General features: G+C 61.4%; 17 protein-coding genes and 1 pseudogene. 16 read left to right on the top strand and 2 right to left on the bottom strand.

Annotation, left to right across the window (positions count from 1 at the left end):
- Positions 1 to 6 precede the first annotated feature (6 nt).
- Positions 7 to 708 (bottom strand): CoA transferase subunit A, encoded by a 702-nt coding sequence (locus ACQVLG_RS20530; RefSeq protein WP_230541918.1) that lies wholly within the window; start codon positions 706 to 708, stop codon positions 7 to 9.
- A 147-nt stretch (positions 709 to 855) separates the two neighbouring features.
- Here ACQVLG_RS20530 and ACQVLG_RS20525 point away from each other — a divergent pair, with 147 nt between their 5' ends.
- From ACQVLG_RS20525 to ACQVLG_RS20515, 3 genes are all read left to right on the top strand, one after another.
- Positions 856 to 1,422 (top strand): LuxR C-terminal-related transcriptional regulator, encoded by a 567-nt coding sequence (locus ACQVLG_RS20525; RefSeq protein WP_070221561.1) that lies wholly within the window; start codon positions 856 to 858, stop codon positions 1,420 to 1,422.
- Between the two features lie 106 nt (positions 1,423 to 1,528).
- Positions 1,529 to 2,341 carry a phytanoyl-CoA dioxygenase family protein gene (locus tag ACQVLG_RS20520; protein ID WP_474290811.1) on the top strand — a complete coding sequence of 271 codons (813 nt, stop codon included), beginning with the start codon at positions 1,529 to 1,531 and terminating at the stop codon, positions 2,339 to 2,341.
- 130 nt (positions 2,342 to 2,471) lie between these two features.
- Positions 2,472 to 3,527 (top strand): class I SAM-dependent methyltransferase, encoded by a 1,056-nt coding sequence (locus tag ACQVLG_RS20515; RefSeq protein WP_474290810.1) that lies wholly within the window; start codon positions 2,472 to 2,474, stop codon positions 3,525 to 3,527.
- 56 nt (positions 3,528 to 3,583) lie between these two features.
- Here ACQVLG_RS20515 and ACQVLG_RS20510 read toward each other — a convergent pair whose 3' ends face one another.
- The gene (locus ACQVLG_RS20510) at positions 3,584 to 4,360 is read right to left on the bottom strand and encodes an SDR family oxidoreductase (RefSeq protein WP_010397505.1); all 777 of its coding nucleotides are present in this window, start codon (positions 4,358 to 4,360) and stop codon (positions 3,584 to 3,586) included.
- Positions 4,361 to 4,611: 251 nt separating this feature from the next.
- On the opposite strand from ACQVLG_RS20510, the gene ACQVLG_RS20505 reads away from it, so the two are divergent.
- From ACQVLG_RS20505 to ACQVLG_RS20445, 13 genes and pseudogenes are all read left to right on the top strand, one after another.
- The gene (locus tag ACQVLG_RS20505; protein WP_474290809.1) at positions 4,612 to 6,288 is read left to right on the top strand and encodes an electron transfer flavoprotein-ubiquinone oxidoreductase; all 1,677 of its coding nucleotides are present in this window, start codon (positions 4,612 to 4,614) and stop codon (positions 6,286 to 6,288) included.
- Positions 6,289 to 6,524: 236 nt separating this feature from the next.
- Complete coding sequence (locus ACQVLG_RS20500) at positions 6,525 to 7,421, top strand: tetratricopeptide repeat protein (RefSeq protein WP_474290808.1); 897 nt, start codon at positions 6,525 to 6,527, stop codon at positions 7,419 to 7,421.
- A complete protein-coding gene (locus ACQVLG_RS20495; RefSeq protein WP_474290807.1) occupies positions 7,366 to 9,732 on the top strand; it encodes a tetratricopeptide repeat protein in 2,367 nt (788 codons plus the stop codon). The genes ACQVLG_RS20500 and ACQVLG_RS20495 overlap by 56 nt, the downstream gene beginning before the upstream one ends.
- Positions 9,729 to 10,883 carry a DegT/DnrJ/EryC1/StrS family aminotransferase gene (locus ACQVLG_RS20490; RefSeq protein WP_474290806.1) on the top strand — a complete coding sequence of 385 codons (1,155 nt, stop codon included), beginning with the start codon at positions 9,729 to 9,731 and terminating at the stop codon, positions 10,881 to 10,883. Before ACQVLG_RS20495 ends, ACQVLG_RS20490 begins: the two co-directional genes overlap by 4 nt.
- Positions 10,883 to 11,611, top strand: coding sequence for an LbetaH domain-containing protein (locus ACQVLG_RS20485; RefSeq protein ID WP_474290805.1), 729 nt, complete (start codon positions 10,883 to 10,885; stop codon positions 11,609 to 11,611). The genes ACQVLG_RS20490 and ACQVLG_RS20485 overlap by 1 nt, the downstream gene beginning before the upstream one ends.
- 57 nt (positions 11,612 to 11,668) lie before the next feature.
- Positions 11,669 to 12,685 carry a 3-oxoacyl-ACP synthase III family protein gene (locus ACQVLG_RS20480; protein ID WP_474290804.1) on the top strand — a complete coding sequence of 339 codons (1,017 nt, stop codon included), beginning with the start codon at positions 11,669 to 11,671 and terminating at the stop codon, positions 12,683 to 12,685.
- Between the two features lie 73 nt (positions 12,686 to 12,758).
- The gene (locus ACQVLG_RS20475) at positions 12,759 to 12,977 is read left to right on the top strand and encodes a phosphopantetheine-binding protein (RefSeq protein WP_230541912.1); all 219 of its coding nucleotides are present in this window, start codon (positions 12,759 to 12,761) and stop codon (positions 12,975 to 12,977) included.
- A gap of 2 nt (positions 12,978 to 12,979) precedes the next feature.
- Positions 12,980 to 14,035, top strand: a complete 1,056-nt coding sequence (locus ACQVLG_RS20470; protein WP_474290803.1) for a ketoacyl-ACP synthase III — start codon at positions 12,980 to 12,982, stop codon at positions 14,033 to 14,035.
- A gap of 4 nt (positions 14,036 to 14,039) precedes the next feature.
- A pseudogene (locus ACQVLG_RS20465) lies at positions 14,040 to 14,799 on the top strand (SDR family NAD(P)-dependent oxidoreductase).
- A 90-nt stretch (positions 14,800 to 14,889) separates the two neighbouring features.
- The gene (locus ACQVLG_RS20460) at positions 14,890 to 16,494 is read left to right on the top strand and encodes a Rieske 2Fe-2S domain-containing protein (RefSeq protein WP_474290802.1); all 1,605 of its coding nucleotides are present in this window, start codon (positions 14,890 to 14,892) and stop codon (positions 16,492 to 16,494) included.
- A gap of 193 nt (positions 16,495 to 16,687) precedes the next feature.
- Positions 16,688 to 17,563, top strand: coding sequence for a flagellin N-terminal helical domain-containing protein (locus tag ACQVLG_RS20455; RefSeq protein WP_230541908.1), 876 nt, complete (start codon positions 16,688 to 16,690; stop codon positions 17,561 to 17,563).
- A 186-nt stretch (positions 17,564 to 17,749) separates the two neighbouring features.
- On the top strand, positions 17,750 to 18,625 hold the full coding sequence (locus ACQVLG_RS20450; protein WP_230541907.1) for a flagellin N-terminal helical domain-containing protein: 876 nt from the start codon (positions 17,750 to 17,752) through the stop codon (positions 18,623 to 18,625).
- 286 nt (positions 18,626 to 18,911) lie between these two features.
- The gene (locus tag ACQVLG_RS20445) at positions 18,912 to 19,787 is read left to right on the top strand and encodes a hypothetical protein (RefSeq protein ID WP_474290801.1); all 876 of its coding nucleotides are present in this window, start codon (positions 18,912 to 18,914) and stop codon (positions 19,785 to 19,787) included.
- Positions 19,788 to 19,791 lie beyond the last annotated feature (4 nt).

Below are 19,791 nucleotides of genomic sequence, written 5' to 3'. Positions count from 1 at the left end.
ATTCTTTTATGCTTCAGTGCGCACGGTGCGCTGCTCGATGCGTTTTTCCGGGTTCGCGTTGACCACGATGCGGTGCACGAAGATGCTCGGCGTATGCACCTGGTCCGGGTCGATCTCGCCCACTTCGACCAGTTTTTCCACTTCGACGATGGTGATCTTGCCGGCCATGGCCACGTTCGGGTTGAAATTGCGCGCCGTCTTGCGATAGATCAGGTTGCCGGCGCGGTCGGCCATGTAGGCTTTGACGAGCGCCACGTCGGCCACGAGGCTGCGTTCCATCACGTATTGTTCGCCGTCGAATTCGCGGATTTCCTTGCCGTCGGCAACGATGGTACCCACGCCCGTCTTGGTGAAGAAGGCGGGAATGCCGGCGCCGCCGGCGCGCAGTTTCTCGGCCAGCGTGCCTTGCGGCGTGAATTCCAGTTCCAGCTCGCCAGCCAGGTACTGGCGCGCGAATTCCTTGTTCTCACCCACGTAGGAGGCGATCATTTTCTTGATCTGGCGCGTGGTGAGCAGCTGGCCCAGGCCGAAGCCATCCACGCCGGCGTTGTTGGAAATGGCCGTCAGGCCCGTCACGCCCGAATCGCGCAAGGCGCCGATCAGGGCTTCGGGAATGCCGCACAGGCCGAAGCCGCCGACGGCGATGGTCTGGCCATCTTGGACGATACCGGCCAGCGCCGAGGCGGCGTCAGGATAAACTTTATTCATGAGTGTCCCTCTATCTTTTGTTAAGCTTTGGTCTTGAGTCCATGACTCAGGCAGCGACTCAGCATAAAATACGCGAGTGGAAAGTACAATACCGTAGAACTACCGGCGCCGTGCCTGCAATCCCCCTGTGAGAGTGATACGTATCAGATGAACGCCGCGTCAGCCATCGATTATGAAAGCATCTTCCTGCACGCGCCCGTGGGCATGTGCATGTCGGAAAACCGCATCATGCGCAGCTGCAACGAAGCGCTGGCAGCCATGTTCGGCTACGCGCGCGCCCAGCTCGACGACCAGTCCTTCGAAGTACTCTACCCCACGCACGACGAATTCCTGCGCACGGGTGACCGCATCATCCCCATCATGAACGCCAGGGGCCGCTATTCGGACGAGCGAATTATGCGCCGCAGCAATGGAGAATTGTTCTGGTGCCACGTCACGGGCCACGCCATGCTGCCGAACCAACCGCTGGGAGCGGGCATCTGGACGTTCGAGGATGTCAGCGAGAAACGCCCCGTGACGGCGGAGCTGACCCCGCGCGAGCGCGAAATCGCCGCCCTGCTGGTGGAAGGCAAGACCAGCAAGGTCATCGCCCGCCAGATCGACCTCAGCCCCCGCACGGTGGAAATGCACCGCGCCAAGCTGATGCGCAAGTTCGCCGCCTCGACGTCGTCCGAGCTGGTGCACAAGCTGGTGGGCTTGCAGCTGCAGCGCTAGGAGCCGGCTCAAAACGAGCAGCAAACGTTGCCCGCAGGAAAAATACAAGTTATGATGAAGAGTCAGCAAACCCTGCCTTTCCGGCTTGCCTATTCAAGTCGTTCCAATGAAAAAAATTTCCGTTCCTACGAGCGCCATCCTCGATCATTTGTCTGGCCCCGTTTTCAACCCAGACATCTTCCGCAAGGCAGGCGTATTTATCATGCGCAATGCAATTCCTTCGGATGCGATTGAGCAGTGGCAAGCAAGCTGGCTTGAATTCCAGGCAACGCAGCTGCAGGAAAGCCGCGATGTGAACCAGGCAAATCCTGTTGCACTATCAGAACAGTTGCCGCCGCCACTGGCGACCATGTACCGGCACCCTGTTTTCGCGCAGACCATGCGGCAGGTACTGGGCGAGCATATCGCACTGTACAACCATCGCTTTGTCATCAAGGACCGCTTCAGCACGGGCAAGGTGTTCTTGCATCAGGATAGTTGCTACCATGTGGGCAACCTCAACAAATGCAGCCTGTTCGTGCCGCTCAGCAATGCCAATCGCGACAATGGCGGCATGACATTCCATGTCGGCTCGCATCAGCTCGGGTTTCTCGGCGATGCCGGTGAAATCAACCCGGAGAAATTCGACATGCGGTGGCCCACGGTCACGCCCGAGTTACAGCCAGGCGATTTTGTCATCATGCACAGTTCCCTGTGGCACGAATCTGGCCCGAACACCTCCGGCATCGACCGCATCCTGGCCGATACCATCGTGCAGGCTGCCGATGACCCGACCGGCAAGGAGCTGCTGTGCGGCGAATGGCAGACGGACATCTTCTATTCGCCCGTGAACTACATCCGCTATTTCGTCAATTCGCGCGTCCTGAAAATTATCAAGTATGAAAAGGAGCGTGCCGAGGCCCTGCACGCGGGGCAATAACGCGCCACCTGGCCGCATCGCCATCCTCCCTCAACACCCTTTTAAAAGCTGACAATATGACATCCACAATGCGCACGCATGCCCGATTTGCCATGGCCCGATGCAGGCGGTCACGAACGCCTCCTGTGCGATGCACGCCAGCCTGTTGCATCCGGCCACCGAGCTGGCGCAATACCTGTGCCAGGATTGCGGACATGGCCAGCTGACGCACAGCATTCCCGCCGAGGTGCTGTACAACTCGAATGTCGCCATTCCAACCGATCACTCGGCCGGAGACGTGCGTTTTGCCTTCATACAAAATGCTGCCGACTTGACGCAGGTCAATGGCACGATTGTGGAATTTGGCGGTGGTCCCGGCGAACTGGCTGAGCAGGCCCGGCAGGCGCTGGGGCGCCCGCGCGCAACCGTCATGGACTTTGTCGACCGCGTCGCCTTCCCCTCGCTCGATTTCGTGAAAATGGATTTGAATGTGGATGGCCCCAGGATTGCACAACGGCTGGAAGAACAGTTGCACGACAAAAACCTGTTCCTGCTGTCGCACGTCGTCGAGCACCTGAACGATCCAGGCGTGCTGCTGCAGGAACTGCACCGCTTCAGCAACAGCCTGGTCTATATCGAAGTGCCCGATTTTGCTACGGCACATCCGGCCGGCACCCTCAAATTCTCCTTGAATTGCCTGGAACACTACCACTATTTTACCGACCGTTCCCTGCTGGACATGGTGCACAAGGCGGGTTTCCGCGTCATCGCATTTGAAACCCAGGGCGCGCCGCGCATGCCGGCCATCCGCGTGCTGTGCACGCCCCGTCCACAGCTGCGCAATGCCGTACTGAACTACAACGACCATTTCGATGTCATTGCGGAGCGGCTGCGGCAGAAAATACTGTCCGCACCGAAAGACCAGGAAATCTGGTGCTGGGGCCTTTCCGCCTTCATGGCCGAAGCGCTGGACAAGCTGGGCGCCGAGCGCCATCGTGTGAAAGGTATCCTGGATACACGCTATCCAGGCGCGGATTTCCTGGGCATCCCCGTCCAGCGCGAAGCTAGCGCACAGGCGGAAGCAGTGCCGCCACAAAACATCTTGCTGGTGTGCGGCTCCACTTATTCCGCAGTACAGGCAATTATCCAGGCGAAAGCCAGCGCGAGCTATCCTGAAGCCGAGTTTTTTACCGTATCAATCGATTAAACAAGCAACGACGATTGCGATGGGCGGCAGCGGCAACGGTGCCGCCCATTACACGATCAGAACGTGCTCATGCCGCCATCGGCGGAAATGATGGCGCCATTGATGAAATGCGAATCCTCGCCCGCCAGCAACAGCAGCAGGCCGTCGAGGTCTTCCGGCTTGCCCGGGCGTTTATTGGGCAGCATCTCGATCAGTTTCTTGCCCTGCTCGGTGGCGAAATAATCTTCGTTGATTTCCGTGGAAATGTAGCCGGGGCAGATGGCGTTGGTGTTGATGCCATATTTGCCCCACTCCACGGCCATGGCGCGCGTCATGTGCACCATGCCCGCCTTGCTCATGCAATACACGCCGATCTGCGGCAGCACCTGCAAGCCCGCCATCGAGGCGATATTGATGATGCGGTGCTGTTTCTTCGGGTCGCCCTTGGCGCGCGCGATCATGCGTTTGGCCGTCTGCTGGGCCACGAAGAACGATCCGCGCAGGTTGGTGTCCATCACGAACGCGTAATCTTCGGGCGTGACGTCGACCAGGCGTTGCGTGGTGGAGACACCTGAATTGTTGACGAGGATATCGATGGGACCGGCTTCCGTTTCCGCGTGCGCGATGGCCGACTTGATGCTGGCAAAGTCGGTCACGTCGAGCGACACCACGTGCGCGGCGCCGCCGTCGGCTTCGATTTCGGCGCGCAACTCCTTCAGCCGTTCGGTGCGGCGCGACGCCAGCACGACCTGCGCGCCGGCCTGGGCCAGCACTTTCGCAAAGCGCGCGCCGAGGCCGCTCGATGCGCCGGTAATCAGGGCAATCTTGCCCTCGAAATTGACTTCTATGCCCACGAGCTACTCCTGTTTTATTTTAGATAACACTTTACGCCGTGCCGATGGCACCGGGGCAAAATACCGTGCGCCGTACCTGAGCAAAGGTAAACGCCATCATTACACAAAATGGCCGGATTTAGATTGCGGCGAGGGGCAATGTCACGCAAAATGGCGCCAAAGTTGCAATCCTCGCCAAAAACAAGCACACTCGTGCTTAAATTTATTCGAAGATTCCTCACCCACCCATTTAGTGACTAACAATCGAGACCATGACACAGCCTAATAACTTAGTTGAACAGTACGGACCGCGCGAGACCATGGAGTATGACGTGGTGATCGTCGGCGGTGGCCCCGCAGGCCTGGCCGCGGCGATCCGCCTGAAGCAGCTGGCCGCTGAAAAGAGCCAGGAAGTGTCCGTCTGCGTGCTGGAAAAAGGCGGCGAGCTGGGCGCGCATATCCTGTCGGGCGCCATCATGGACCCGAAAGCGCTGACGGAACTGATTCCGAACTGGAAAGAACTGGGCGCGCCCCTGAACACGGCAGTGACGGAAGACCGCATCCTGTTCCTGACCGAAACCAAGGCATACAAGACGCCGAACTTCGCCGTGCCGGCCTGCTTTGAAAACCACGGCAACTACATCGTCTCGCTGGGCAATGTGGTGCGCTGGATGGGCCAGCAGGCGGAAAACCTGGGCGTGGAAATCTTCCCGGGCTTCCCGGCCGCGGAAATCCTCTACAACGACGACGGCTCCGTCAAAGGCGTGGCGACCGGCAACATGGGCGTCAAGCGCGACGGCGAACCCGGCCCCGACTTCCAGCTGGGCATGGAACTGCACGCCAAGTATACCCTGTTCGCCGAGGGCGCGCGCGGCCACCTGGGCAAGCAATTGATGGCCAGGTATGACTTGAACGCCGGCAAGGATCCCCAATCGTACGGCATCGGCATCAAGGAATTGTGGGAAATCGACCCCGCCCTGCACCAGCCTGGCCTGGTGATCCACTCGACGGGCTGGCCGCTGGACGCGAAAACCTACGGCGGCTCCTTCCTGTACCACCTGGAAAACAACCAGGTCATGGTCGGCTACGTGGTCGGCCTGGCCTACGAAAACCCCTACCTGTCGCCGTACGAGGAATTCCAGCGCTACAAGACGCATCCGGAAATCCGCAAATTCTTCGAAGGCGGCAAGCGCATCTCCTACGGCGCGCGGGCGATCACGGCCGGCGGCCTGCAATCGCTGCCGAAACTGGTGTTCGCCGGTGGCGCGCTGATCGGCTGCGACGCGGGCTTCCTGAACATGAGCCGCATCAAGGGCAGCCACGCGGCCATCAAGAGCGGCATGCTGGCGGCCGAAGCGGCCTTCGGCGCGCTGGGCGAACAACGCCAGCACGACGAACTGACGAGCTACCCAGTTGCTTTCGAGCAATCCTGGCTGCACGAAGAGCTGCACGTGGCGCGCAACGTCAAGCCATGGCTGTCGAAAGGCCTGTACCTGGGCAGCCTGATGACGGGCATCGACCAGATCATCTTCCGCGGCAAGGCGCCATGGACCCTGCACCACACGCATGGCGACCACGAATGCCTGAAACCGGCGGCCCAGTCGAAAAAGATCGTGTATCCGAAACCCGATGGCAAGCTGACCTTCGACAAGATGTCGTCCGTCTTCATTTCGAACACGAACCACGCGGAAGACCAGCCCATCCACCTGACCTTGAAGAACGCCAGCGTGCCCGTCGACGTCAACCTGACCACGTATGCGGGTCCGGAAGCGCGCTACTGTCCCGCCGGCGTGTACGAATTCGTGAAGAACGACGACGGCGCCGAGCGCCTGCAGATCAATGCGCAAAACTGCGTGCACTGCAAGACCTGCGACATCAAGGACCCGACGCAGAACATCGTGTGGGTGACGCCGGAAGGCGGCGGCGGGCCGAACTATCCAAACATGTAAACGGCAGCACCCACGCATGGCGACAAAGTCGCCAGCTGGCAGAAAGACAGCGCCCTACCCCACGGTAGCGCGCTGTTTTTTTTAAAAGCATCATATTTCCCCACGCTTTGACCCGCCAGCAACACCAAGTTTGCATTGCGACAGCATTCCCGGATAAATTCCACCCGGAAAGTTTCTCAGAAGCACTTCCAGCAGTTACAATTCCCACTGCTAAATATTTCACCTTCCACCCGCCCATGAACGCAAACGCCCTTCCAGCTGTGCCCCTCGACGCCGAATTGCAACAGGCAATCACCGAACACCAGGCTGGCCGGTACGCCGAGGCGGAAGAGCTTTACCTGGCGATTTTGCAGGCGCAGCCATACCACGCCATTGCCAACCACAATATGGGTTTGCTGGCTGGACAAGTCGGGCAATACCAGGCTGGCTTGCCATATCTGCACAAGGCCTTGTCGGTCAACCCCGACGAAGGCCAGTTCTGGCTGTCGTATGCGGATGGTTTGCTCAAGGCGGGCGACCGAGAACAGGCGCTGGAGATCGTCACGGCGGCCATCGCGCGCGGTCTCGACAACGAACAATCGCAAGGCTTGCGCAGCCGCATCGAAACGGCCATCGCCAGCACCCCGACAGCGCAGGAAACGCAGCACGTCATTGATCTGTATCAAGCCGGCCACCATGCCGAACTGGAAGCGGCCAGCCACTCCCTGACGCAGCGCTATCCCGACTCGGACTTTGCCTGGAGCGTACTGGGCACCGCCTTGCAATTACAGGGCAAGGATGCCTTCGAGGCACTGCAAAAAACCGTGCAACTGGCACCCAACGATGCCGAGGCGCACGGCAATCTGGGCACCGCATGGCAGGAACGGGGCATGTACACGCAAGCCGTCGACAGCTATACGCGGGCGCTGGAACTGAATCCGGACTTTGTCGAGGCGTACGGCAACCTGGCGGCGGCGCTGCAGGCGCAAGGCAAGTTGGAACAGGCCGAGCAGGCATACCGGCAGGCCCTGGCGCTGCGCCCCGACTATGCCAAAGGACATTTTAATTTAGGCAACACATTGAAAGCGATGCAGCGCAGTGCCGAAGCCGTCGCCTGCTATCAGCGCGCACTGGCCCTGCCCGGGCGACGCTGAAATCTACCTGAACCTGGGCAACGCCCAGCAAGACCTGCAGCAATGGCAAGCGGCCATCGTCAGCTACCGGGCCGTGCTGCAACTGGCACCCCACACCACGGCGGCGCATGCCAATCTTGCGGCGGCACTGCACGAGGCCGAAGAATACGACGCCGCAGTAGCCGCTTGCCAGTCTGGCATCAAATTACATGCAAACGACGCAAAGCTGCACAACAACCTGGGACGCGCGCTTCAGGCGCTGGGACAAACAGAGCAAGCCATGGCCGCCTACGAACAGGCGGTCGCACTCGATGGGGATTTCCCCCAGGCGTTGAGCAATCTGGGGTTGCTACTATGCAAACAAGAGAAGTACGCTGCAGCCATTGAACATTGCACGCGCGCGCATCGTCTTCAGCCAGACGATGCGCAAGCCTGCGCCCAGCTCGCCATCGCTTACGGTGCCGCCGAGGACAGGGACAATGCACTGAAGTACTTTCAGCAAGCTATCGATATGGCGCCTGACAACGCCACAACGCACAAACATCTGGGCGATTACTACAACACGATCAAGCGCTTCGAGCAAGCCGTAGCGTCTTACCGTCGAGCACTTGAATACGAATCCGACAATAGTGATACGTATAACAACCTTGGGGTCGTCTTGCAGGAATTGAAGGCGTTCGACGAAGCGACCGCAGCCTACCTGCGCGCGCTGGAATTGAAGCCGGAAAACACCTCGGCGCTATGCAACCTGGGATCGACACAGCAGGCGCAGAATCAATTGCAACAAGCCAAGCAGACTTATCTGGCCGCGCTCGCTATCGACCCCAAATTCGAGCGCGCTCAATTTGCGCTCGGCAATTGCTACGTGCTCATGAAGGAGCCCCTGCTGGCCCTGGAGTGCTATCACAAGACGCTGGCAATGAATCCGAAATACCGGGATGCCTACCTCAATATAAGCGCTACCTTCAGCAATATCGGCCGGATAGACGAAGCCATCGCAACCTGCCGCAAGGGCCTGGCCATCTGTCCGCTATGGGAAACCCTGTTCAGCAACTACCTGTTCCTGCTCTCGCATAGCGCCGACATCGACGCCGAGACGCTGTTTGCCGAGCACCAGCGCTTCAGCGACACCTTCGAGACGCATATCGAAAAAAGTCGCACGGCGCACAGCAATACCCGAGAGCCGCTGCGTACGCTAAAAGTTGGCCTTGTATCTGGCGACCTGCTCAACCATCCGATCCCGCATTTCATTATCCCGATACTGGAAAATATCATCGATGGCGCCAGCCTGTCGTTGTATGCCTATCACAACAATCAGGAGAACGACGACGTCACGCAGCGCTTGCGTGAACTCATTCCTCACTGGCGCCAGGTGGAGCGCATGTCCGATTTGGAACTGGCGCAACATATCCGCGACGACGGCATCGATATTCTGATCGACCTGTCCGGCCACTCGGGCAAGAATCGCCTGCTGATGTTTGCCGCCAAGCCGGCGCCTGTCCAGGCAAGCTGGATAGGCTACCCACTCACCACGGGCCTGAAGGCGATAGATTACTACCTGAGCGATCCATTCTTTTCGCCGCCCGGCAAATTCGACAGCCAGTTCACCGAGAAACTGCTGTTGCTGCCAGCCTGCGCTCCTTTCCTGCCATCGCACTATGCACCCGGCATTCAAGCTGCACCGGCATTGACGAATGGATATATCACGTTTGGCAGCTTCAATCGCCTCAATAAAATCAACCGCCAGGTAGTCGCGCGCTGGTCCAGGCTGCTGCGCGCGCTGCCCGATTCGAAGATGTTGCTGGCCGCGATGCCCAAGTCGGAAGCGCCCGCGCAGCTCAAGGAGTGGTTCGAAGAGGAAGGCATCGCGCTGGAGCGCCTCACCTTTGAAGGGCGCACCGGCATGAGCCAATTCATGGCCATGCACCACCGCGTCGACCTGTGCCTCGACACCTTCCCGTATGGCGGCGGCACGACCACCTTCCATGCGCTGTGGATGGGCGTGCCGACGCTCACTGTGGCCGGACCGACGTTGCCCAGCTGTGCCGGTACGTCCATCCTGCGCCAGGTCGAGCTGGAAGAGTTCATCGCCAGCGACGACGAGGATTTCGTGCGCAAGGGTATGGCCATTGCGGCCAATCCATTGCTGCTGGGAGCGTATCGCTTCAGTGCGCGGCACCGTCTGGAACGCTCGACCATGGGCAAGCCGCAACTGATCGCGGAAGGCTTCGAAAACGCCCTGCGCATCGCCTGGCAGCGCTGGTGCGAAGGCTTGCCTCCTGTCTCGTTCGAAGCCCCCGTGGCCGTGCCCAACCCGCCGATCGGATTATGATGAGCACTCAAAAAAACAAGCCGGTGTATGTCACCCAGCCGCTGCTGCCGCCGCTGGAAGACTTCCTGCCTTATCTGGAAACGATCTGGGACAACAAGATCCTGACCAATGGCGGCCCGTTCCACCAGCAGCTCGAGCAGGCGCTGTGCGACTACCTGGGCGTCAAGCACATCTGCCTGTTCGCCAACGGCACGCTGGCGCTGATGACGGCCTTGCAGGCGCTGCGCATCAACGGCGAAGTCATCACGACGCCGTATTCGTTTGTCGCCACCGCCCACTCTTTGCTGTGGAACAACATCAAGCCCGTGTTTGCCGACATCGAGCCGCACAGCCTGAACCTCGACCCGAGCAAGATAGAGGCGGCCATCACGCCGCAGACCACCGCCATCATGCCCGTGCATTGCTACGGCCGCCCATGCGATATCGAAGCCATCGAGAAAATTGCCGACAACTACAACCTGAAGGTGATCTACGATGCGGCGCATGCGTTCGGCGTGCGCCACCGCGGTGGCAGCGTGCTCAATCACGGCGACCTTTCCGTGATCAGCTTTCACGCCACCAAGATTTTCAACACCTTCGAAGGCGGCGCCATCGTCTGCCCGGACGCCAAGACCAAGCAGCGCATCGACCATCTGAAAAACTTCGGCTTCGTCGATGAAGTCACCGTCGTGGCCGCGGGCATCAATGGCAAGATGAGCGAGATCAATGCCGCCTTCGGCTTGCTGCAGCTCAAGGGCATCGACGGCGCGCGCCAAAAGCGCAAGGCCATCGATGCGCATTACCGCCAGCAGCTGGCCGGCATCGACGGCATCACCTGCCTGCAGCAGAGCGAAGGCGAGGCAGCCAACCACGCGTATTTCCCGATCCTGGTGGGCCCCGGCTACCCGCTGTCGCGCGACGCCCTGTTCCAGCTGCTGCGCGACCAGGAAATCTACGCGCGCCGTTACTTTTACCCTTTGATCAGCGACTTCCCCATGTACCGCGGCATTCCGTCGGCCGCGCACGCCAATCTGCCCGTGGCGCGGCTGGCGTCGTCGCAGGTGATCTGCCTGCCCATCTATCCGGACCTGGAGATGGCCAGCGTGGATGCCATTATCGCCATGATCGCCGCCCCCGCACGGCAACACGAATTGATACGGAACATAGCCTGATGCATATTTCCACCGAAACCATTTTTTCCGGCGTGGCGGAGAACCATCCTTGGTCGGCCCAATTCACGGTACTGGGCTACGACGATGGGGCCATCAGCACCCTGCCCCATCAATTTTTCCGCGACTGGCTGGACCAGGAACCGACAAGCGGGCACTTCTACATCGGACGCGGCTCCGGCTTTGGCGTCGGCTCTCTGGTGAAATACGACAGCGGGCAGCAAAGCCTGTGCGTGGGGCGGTATGTGGCCGGCGGCTCGCGCCTGCGCTTCCTGCTCAATGGCCAGCACGAGATGCGCACCATCTCCACGTACATGCTGTCGATCCTCGGCGGCGGATTGAAGAATGCGCCCCCGCCCCAGTATGCCGACACGGTGATCAGGAACGATGTGTGGATCGGCGACGAAGTGATGGTGCTGGGCGGCAGCGTGATCGAGAACGGCTGCGTCATCGGCGCGCGCTCGCTGCTGCCGCCCAATTTCCGCTCGGAACCGTATGGCATTTATGCCGGCTCGCCCGCGCGCCTGATCCGCCACCGCTTCACGGAAAAAGTCCGTGCCGCACTGTTGGAACTGGCGTGGTGGGAAATGCCGCTGGCCTGGGTCCGCGACAACAATGCCATGTTCCTGGAAGACATGTGCACGGACGAGGCAAAAGCCCTGCTGATCGTCGACATCCTCAAAAACAGCCGTCGGGAATGGGAGCGGGAGCACGGCAAGGTATCCGCCTGAGGACCGCCAACTCCCCCTCTCCCCTGACTCCACTGACAACTGACCCAACGGCCCCGCATGCAGAACCACGCCCAACTTACCGCCGTCGCCTATCACCTGCCACTGGCCACGCTGACCAACGACGCCCTGGCGCAGGAATTGGACGACTGGTCGGCGCAAAAGATCTTCGACAAGACTGGCATCGCCGAGCGGCATATCGCCGCACCCGATGAAACGGCCAGCGACCTGGCCTACCATGCGGCGGAAAAACTGTTCGCCAGCCACGACATCGCGCGCGCCGGCATCGACTTCCTGATCCTGTGCACACAGGCGCCCGACCATTTGCTGCCCAGCAGCTCCTGCGTTCTGCAGCAGCGCCTGGGCTTGCCCACCTCGTGCGGCGCGCTGGATATCAACCTCGGCTGCTCCGGCTATGTGTACGCACTGGCGATGGCCAAGGGCCTGATCGAGGCCGGCATCCGCAAGCAGGTGCTGATCCTGACGGCCGATACGTATTCCAAGTTCATCAATCCGCGCGACCGCAGCGTACGCACCCTGTTTGGCGATGCGGCGGCGGCCAGCCTGGTGACGGGCGGCGCGGCGCAGCAGGGGCTGGGGCCTTTCGTGCTGGGCACGGACGGCAGCGGTGCGCAGAACCTGATCGTCCCGGCCGGCGCCATGCGCCTGCCGCGCAGCGCGGACACGGCGGTAGAAAAAGAAGATGCCTCGGGAAACTGGCGCAGCCAGGACGACCTGTTCATGGACGGCGCCGAGATCGTCCAGTTCACACTGGGCGCGGTGCCGCGTACAATGCGGGAATTGCTCGACGCCGCCGGCAAGACGCTGGACGATATCGACCACGTGATCTTCCATCAGGCCAATAAATTCATGCTCGACGCCCTGCGCCGAAAGATCCGCATCCCGGAAGCCAAATTCGTGATTGAAATCGATACCGTCGGCAATACTGTCTCCTCGACCATACCGATCGCCATCGCGCGGGCGCGCCAGTCGGGCCGCATCCGTCCCGGCGACACCGCCCTGCTGCTGGGCTTTGGCGTCGGCTATTCTTGGGCTGGCACCCTGGCGCGCCTGTAGGATGCCCCACTGACGGCGCGACGCCGAGAACCCTCTGCTCACTGACCTGTTACTTATTCCGAAAGAAATGATTATGCAAGAATTTTTCAACGGCATGGCCGACATCCTGGAAATCGACGCCGACAAGATCGGCCCGCAGCTGAACCTGGGCGACTATGCCTGGGATTCGCTGGCCATCATTTCCACCATCGCACTGGTTGACGACCTGTTCGACCAGATGCTCGATGGCCAGGCCCTGGCGCAGTGCGTTACCATGGCCGACGTGCTGGCATTGATCACCGTCAAGGCCTGAACATGTCCAGCCTGCGCCTCGCTTCGGGCTTGCCGTTTACCGCCGCGCACCTTGCCTTGCGCGGCGTCGTCTGCGCCTTGCCGCGCACGGAAATCCAAAATGCCGCGTTCGAGGAGCGCTTTGGCGCCGCCGGCGTGGCCGACGTGAGCAAGATGATCGGCGTGCAGTCGCGCCGCCGCGCGCCGGAAGGACAGACCACGGCCGACCTGTGCCAGGCGGCGGCGGAAACCCTGCTGGCCGACCTGGGCTGGGAACGCGACAGCGTCGATGCGCTGATTTTCATCTCGCAAACCCCCGATTATGTGCTGCCGGCTACCGCCTGCGCGCTGCATGGCCGTCTGGGCCTGCACAAGGCTTGCGTAGCGTTCGACGTCAACCTGGGCTGCTCGGCCTACGCTTACGGCCTGTGGCTGGCATCGCGGATGCTCGACGGCCAGGCCATCGGGCGCGTGCTGCTGCTGGTGGGCGACACCATCAGCAAGACGGTCGACGACAGCGACCGCGCCACGGCGCTGCTGTTTGGCGACGCAGGCACGGCCAGCGCGCTGGAATTCGACCCCGCGGCGACGCCCAGCCACTTCATCCTCGGCAGCGACGGCAGCGGCGAGCGCCACCTGATGATGGCCGCCAGCGCCTGCCGTCCCTACCTCGGCGACGATACGCGCCTGGCGCAGCGCGATGCGGCCAAGCTGTACATGGATGGCGGCGAAATCTTCAATTTCACGCTGAAGAACATCCCGCCGCTGGTAGCCGACCTGCTGCATTTTTCCGGACGCCAGGCGGAACAGATCGATGCTTTCCTGTTCCACCAGGCCAATACCTTCATGCTCAAGCACATTATCAAGAAGACCAGGCTGCCGCCCGAACGCGCGCCCATCAATATGGATCGCTATGGCAATACCTCGAGCGCCTCGATTCCGCTGCTGATCTGCACCAGCCTCGGAGCACACGCGCAAGGCAAGAACGTGGCCATGTTCGGCTTCGGCGTCGGCTATTCCTGGTCGGCCGCCCTGCTCAATCTCGGGTCGCTGCGCGTCAACCGCCTGATAGAAATCTGATCCCATGATATTTACTTCCGACATGCTCGCCGGCCAGCGTATTCTCGTCACCGGCGCGTCGTCCGGCATCGGCCGCGATACGGCGCTGCTGCTGGCGCGCTGCGGCGCCCAGTTGCTGATCACGGGCCGCGACGCACAGCGCCTGGAGCAGACCTTGCAGGCGCTGCCCGGCGACGGCCACGTGGCCGAAACGCTGACGCTCGATGGCGGCGACCACATCGTCGACTTCATGAAACGGGTCAGCGAAGAGCGGCCGTTTTCCGGCCTCTTCCACGCCGCGGGCGTGGAACTGCTGCGCCCCGTAAAGCTATCGAAGGAGCAACAATTTGACGACGTCTTCGATTCCAGCGTGAAGACGGCGCGGCGCGCTGGCACGCGCGGCCGCCCTGCGCGGCGTGATGCGCGATGGCGCGGCGCTGTTGTTCATGTCGTCGGTGGCGGGCCAGAGCGGCCAGTCGGGCATGAGCGTGTATTCGGCGGCCAAGGCCGCCATCGACGGCCTCGTGCGCGCACTGGCCGTGGAACTGGCACCGCGCGCGATGCGCGTCAACAGCATTGCCGCCGGCGCCGTCGCCACTGAAATGCATGCGCGCCTGACGCGCGGCTTGCCCGATGAAGCGATGCAAGCTTACCAGCAGCGCCACCCCTTGGGTTTCGGCAACAGCGATGATATCGCGCAAACGGCGGCCTTCCTGCTGTCGCCGGCGGGACGCTGGGTCAGCGGCGCCACCTGGGCCGTCGACGGCGGCTACCTGGCGCGCTGAAGCGACACGTCCATCTGCCCGATCATCTACTGGAAATTACATGAAAAACATCATCGTCGTCGGCGCCGGCCGCTTTGCCCGTGAACTGCTGTGCTGGCTGGAAGACAGTCTCTCGATCCCGCCAGCGAGCGCATCGCCGGCTTGCTGGACGACACCATGCCCGCCATGCCCGCGCTGGACGCCGACTATGCTTATCCGGTGCTCGGCAGCATTCAGCAATATCAACCGGCCCCCGGCGACGCGTTGCTGCTGGCGATCGGCGCGCCGCAAGCCAAGCTGCGCATCGCGGAAGAACTGGCGGCGCGCGGCGCGCGCTTCCACACGCTGATCCACCCGAGCGCCATCGTGGCGCGCACGGCCCGCCTGGGACAGGGCGTGGTCGTGTGCCCATTCGCCCTAGTCTCGGCCGGCAGCGACGTGGGCGACTTCGTCACCATCAACAGCTACTCCAGCGTCGGCCATGACGCCGTGCTGGGCAAGGGCTGCACGCTCAGTTCGCACGTTGACATCACGGGCGCCGTGCGCCTGGGCGCGGCAGTGATGGTGGGTTCGGGCGCCTCCGTCCTGCCGCGCGTCGCCGTCGGCGAACGCGCCACCGTCGGCGCTGCGCTGCGCCGTGGTGATGCGCCGCGTCGCCGATGGCGCCACCGTATATGCCCAACCGGCCAAGACCTTATGAATCCCATGCAACAAGCACAACAATTACGCGACGGCTTCTGGCACCTGCTGTGCCATCGCAGCGAACTGCCGTCCAGCGGCGACTATCTCAAACTCGAATGGCTGGGCGAGGAAGTGGTCGTGTATAACGACCAGGGCAATCTGCTGGCCTTCGACAATTTGTGCCCGCACCGCGGCACGCGTTTTTTCACGGAAACGCATGGCAACGCGCCGCTGGCCTGCCCCTACCACGGCTGGTCCTACCGCGCCGGCGCCATGCATATTCCCTGCCGCGAACGCTATGCGCAAAACGAACTGGACAACGCAAAGCTGCACACGCTGCAACTGGACTGGTGCGCCGACTTCCTGTTCGCCGCCCCCGCGCCGCGCATGACGCTGGACGAACAGCTGGGCGACACCTACGCGCTGCTGGCCGATATTTCCTTCAACATCGCGGGCCGCAGCGACGTGAACGCCTATATATATGAGTGCGACTGGCGCATCGCGCTGGAAAATGCGCTGGAACCGCTGCACGTGCCTTTCGTCCATCCCGAATCACTGGCGGAATTGCAACTCGGCGATGGCAGCAACCACTTTACGCCGTGGACTTCCGTGTGGCAGGCGGAACTGGGCAACGCCCCCATGGCGAAAAAGTTGCGCTCCATCAAACGCCTGTTCCAGCTGGACCAGCAATACGAAGGCTACCAGAGCCTGTATCTGTTTCCATTTACCATGCTCTCGTCGACCTACTCGTATTCCTACTCGCTGCAGCACTTCTTCCCGTCCGCGCAGCCGTGGCGCACACACTTTTCCAGCCGCCTGCTCAATGGCGCCGTCAATCCATCCAGTGCGGCCGCGCTGCAAAATTTTTTCGATTCCAGCGCGCGCATGAACCGGCAGGTATTTGATGAAGATCATGCCATCTGCAAGCGCATCGCCAAAGATGCCGCCGACAACACGCGCTTTGGCATCCTGTCCAGCGATGAAGAGAAAATCGCGCATTTCCGCGCCTGCCTGCTTGCCGCCGCAGGCGATTGAGCGATACACCCAGTCAGCTCGCATCGAGTTTGCGGCGCAATCGCTGGAAAATAGCCTGTACCGCACTATTTTTGAAAATATTTTCAAAAATTTCCTTAAAGCATTTAATTAAGCTGCCTGGACGGTCGTCTTGTACTGATAGGAGCAGATAAACGTCGCTCCTCACCGTAACCACTAAATTAGGAATGACACCATGCTGAGCCTTCACACCAACGCTGCTTCCCTGTCGGCACAAAATTCGATCACGAATACCCAATCCAAGCTGTCGACTTCGATGACGCGCCTGAGCACCGGCTTCCGCATCAATTCGGCAATGGATGACGCTGCCGGCCTGCAAATCGCAACCCGCCTGAAAGCACAAACCAGCGGCATGACCGTTGCGATGAACAACACGCAAAACAGCACCTCGATGCTGCAAACGGCCGAAGGCGCATTCGCCGAAGTGACCAACATGCTGGTGCGCATGAAAGATCTGGCCACCCAGGCAGCCGATGCTTCGTCGACCGCAAACGACAAGACCGCAATGCAAGCTGAATATAATGCATTGGGCCAAGAGCTGTACAACGTCATGACCAACACCACGTTCGGCGGCACCAAGTTGCTGGGCAAAGGTAGCGCTGCAGCTGACGGCACGCTGTCGACCTCGATGACCTTCCAGATCGGTGCAAGCTCGACCGAAAAAATGACTTTCGACGTTTCCGGCAATCTGAGCACGCTGAACGCAGCCCTGACCGGCCTGAGCGCGAACTTCTCGAGCGCCGCTGCAACAGGCGCAACGGAACTGACGTCCAACGCCAACGCCAACATCGGCCTGCTGGCTACCGCCATCGACAGCGTCAGCACGCTGCGTTCGGCACTGGGCGCGACGGCTAACCGTCTGGACCACGTCAACACCAACTTGTCGAACATCGCCACCAACACCAAAGCCGCTACCGGCCGCATCATGGACACCGACTTCGCTACCGAAAGCTCGAACATGACGTCGTCGCAAATGCTGCTGCAAGCTGGCACCGCAATGCTGAAACAAAGCAACAGCATGTCCTCGATGGTCATGTCCCTGCTGCAATAATATGGACTTGGCCGTTCGCGGCCTATCTATCGAAGCCAGACTCCGGTCTGGCTTTTTTTTTTTTTCGCCTGCGGTTACATGCATTCCCGGCATATTTGACTAAATTGCCATTATATTTAACGATGTTGCCCGCATAGTCGCCTGTACAAGGTAGAACACCGAACAATCGCCTACCGGAGCCGCCACGTGCTGAGCATTCATACCAATACTGCCGCACTGTCTGCCCAGCGGGCCATGGGCTGGGCGCAGCAAATGCTGTCGACCTCGATGACGCGCCTCTCCACGGGCTTTCGCATCAACTCGGCCATGGACGACGCGGCCGGCTTGCAGATCGCCACCAGGCTGAGCGCCCAGACCAGCGGCATGGCGGTGGCCATGCGCAACACGCAAAACAGCACCTCGCTGCTGCAAACGGCCGAAGGCGCGTTTGGCGAAGTCACCACCATGCTGGTGCGCATGAAAGACCTGGCCACCCAGGCAGCGGACGCCTCGTCGAACCAGAAAGACCGCGACGCCATGCAGGGCGAATACGATGCGCTGGGCGCCGAGCTGTACAACGTGATGACGAATACCCGCTACGGCGGCACTTTATTGCTGGGCAACGGCAGCGCCGGCAAGGGCACCCTGTCGCAAGCCATGACGTTCCAGATCGGCGCCACCGGCAGCGAGACCATGCAGTTCAGCGTGGCGGGCGACATGAGCAGCCTGGATGCGGCATTGCAGGCGATCTCGGCCAATTTCGCGCCAGGCGCCACGCCCGGCAGCGAATTTGCCAGCAACAACAGTGCCAACGGCATGATCGACCTGCTGGCAGCGGCCGTCGACAAGGTGGGCAGCGTGCGCTCTGCGCTGGGCGCCACCGCGAACCGGCTCGGCCACGTCTACAATAACCTGTCCAACATGATCACCCACACCAGGTCCGCCATCGGCCGCATCATGGATGTCGATTACGCGGCTGAAAGCGCCAACATGACCTCGGCGCAAATGCTGCTGCAAGCGAGCACGGCAATGCTCAAGCAAAGCCAGAGCATGAGCAAGCTGATTCTTTCTTTACTACAATAGTTACTGGCAGGGCGCGATGGCGGATCGGATGAATATGTATGAGCAGGAAGCAATGGCATGGCGATAGACCGCATTTCATCGGGCAATCCTGTGCCCCTGATTACCCAGCGCCTTGACGTCAGCCCGGCGACACCGATGACGCCTGGCGTGGTGCAGCCGCTGGTGCCCATCGGCCCCTACATGGCGCCCGCGCCCGACGCCGGCACCCTGCCCGCCCAGCTGCAACAGCCGGGCCAGGACAGCCTGGCGTCCCTCATCAAGCCGAACGCCGACGGTACGGGGCGCCATGCCGCGCGACAGCAGCGCCATGCAGGTCAATCAATTGTTCTTCACGCGCCAGCTGGTCTGGCAGCCGCCCGACGCGGCGCAGCTGGCCGCCTCGTGGCGCGTGATGGTCAAGACGTATGGCGAGCAATATGCCGCCCTGCAGGAACAGGCGCGCGGCCAGCACGTGCCGGGCAACCTCTTCATGGCCGAGCAGCAACCGGCCCTGCTGCGCGAAGGCGCCCGTCCACCGTTGACGGTCGACAGCGAAGCGTGGCGCTTTGCCGTGTATGGCTGGGGCGGCCAGCGCCTGCTGCTGCGCGTGCTGGCCAGCGACGAGGATGAGGACGCAACGCCGAGGCGGCGCGGCAAAGTGGCGCTGCGCGTCGAACTGATCATCATCGGCATCGGCCGGGTCGTGATCCAGATGGAGCCATCCGGCGACGGCGTGCTGCTGGAGCTGGCCGCCGACGAAGAAGCCGCCTTGCGCCATCTGCGCCTGGCCCTGCCCGGGATCGCCGACGCCGTGCGGCGCGCCGGCCTGCGCGTGGTGCGCTGCCGCCTGAACCGCCAGCTGCATGCCCAGCGCATGCACGGCAATTACCCGATGCAGGCGGGCGCCGCTGCGCTGTCGCTGGCCCTGTTCCGCGCCATGGCCGAAGTGGCGCTGCTGCTGACGCAGCCGGAAGCGGAAGCGGCAGCCGATCCCGATGCGCCCGCAGCCCCCGCGGACGTGGCCGAAGAGGAAACCATCATCGTCTCGAAGGAAGTGGCGGCGCCGCTCGGCTACGACTATGGCGACGCGGCGGCGGACAGCCAGGAAAATGAAGTGCTGCTGCTGGCCGGGCCGGCAGCGCCGGAGCAGGATTTGCTGCCGCCCATCGACGAGCAGGATTGATACA

The sequence above is a fragment of the Janthinobacterium sp. TPC_1 genome (genome assembly GCF_056037845.1).
The sequence above is the reverse complement of the archived record's forward strand: the minus strand, read 5'-3'. Positions and strand labels throughout refer to the sequence as shown.

Coding starts and splice junctions, on each gene's coding strand:
- ACQVLG_RS20455 (WP_230541908.1), top strand. CDS start 16,688: ATGCTGAGCCTTCACACCAACGCTGCTTCCCTGTCGGCACAAAATTCG.
- ACQVLG_RS20470 (WP_474290803.1), top strand. CDS start 12,980: ATGTCCAGCCTGCGCCTCGCTTCGGGCTTGCCGTTTACCGCCGCGCAC.
- ACQVLG_RS20490 (WP_474290806.1), top strand. CDS start 9,729: ATGATGAGCACTCAAAAAAACAAGCCGGTGTATGTCACCCAGCCGCTG.
- ACQVLG_RS20480 (WP_474290804.1), top strand. CDS start 11,669: ATGCAGAACCACGCCCAACTTACCGCCGTCGCCTATCACCTGCCACTG.
- ACQVLG_RS20500 (WP_474290808.1), top strand. CDS start 6,525: ATGAACGCAAACGCCCTTCCAGCTGTGCCCCTCGACGCCGAATTGCAA.
- ACQVLG_RS20505 (WP_474290809.1), top strand. CDS start 4,612: ATGACACAGCCTAATAACTTAGTTGAACAGTACGGACCGCGCGAGACC.
- ACQVLG_RS20485 (WP_474290805.1), top strand. CDS start 10,883: ATGCATATTTCCACCGAAACCATTTTTTCCGGCGTGGCGGAGAACCAT.
- ACQVLG_RS20515 (WP_474290810.1), top strand. CDS start 2,472: ATGCACGCCAGCCTGTTGCATCCGGCCACCGAGCTGGCGCAATACCTG.
- ACQVLG_RS20520 (WP_474290811.1), top strand. CDS start 1,529: ATGAAAAAAATTTCCGTTCCTACGAGCGCCATCCTCGATCATTTGTCT.
- ACQVLG_RS20475 (WP_230541912.1), top strand. CDS start 12,759: ATGCAAGAATTTTTCAACGGCATGGCCGACATCCTGGAAATCGACGCC.
- ACQVLG_RS20525 (WP_070221561.1), top strand. CDS start 856: ATGAACGCCGCGTCAGCCATCGATTATGAAAGCATCTTCCTGCACGCG.
- ACQVLG_RS20445 (WP_474290801.1), top strand. CDS start 18,912: ATGCCGCGCGACAGCAGCGCCATGCAGGTCAATCAATTGTTCTTCACG.
- ACQVLG_RS20530 (WP_230541918.1), bottom strand. CDS start 708: ATGAATAAAGTTTATCCTGACGCCGCCTCGGCGCTGGCCGGTATCGTC.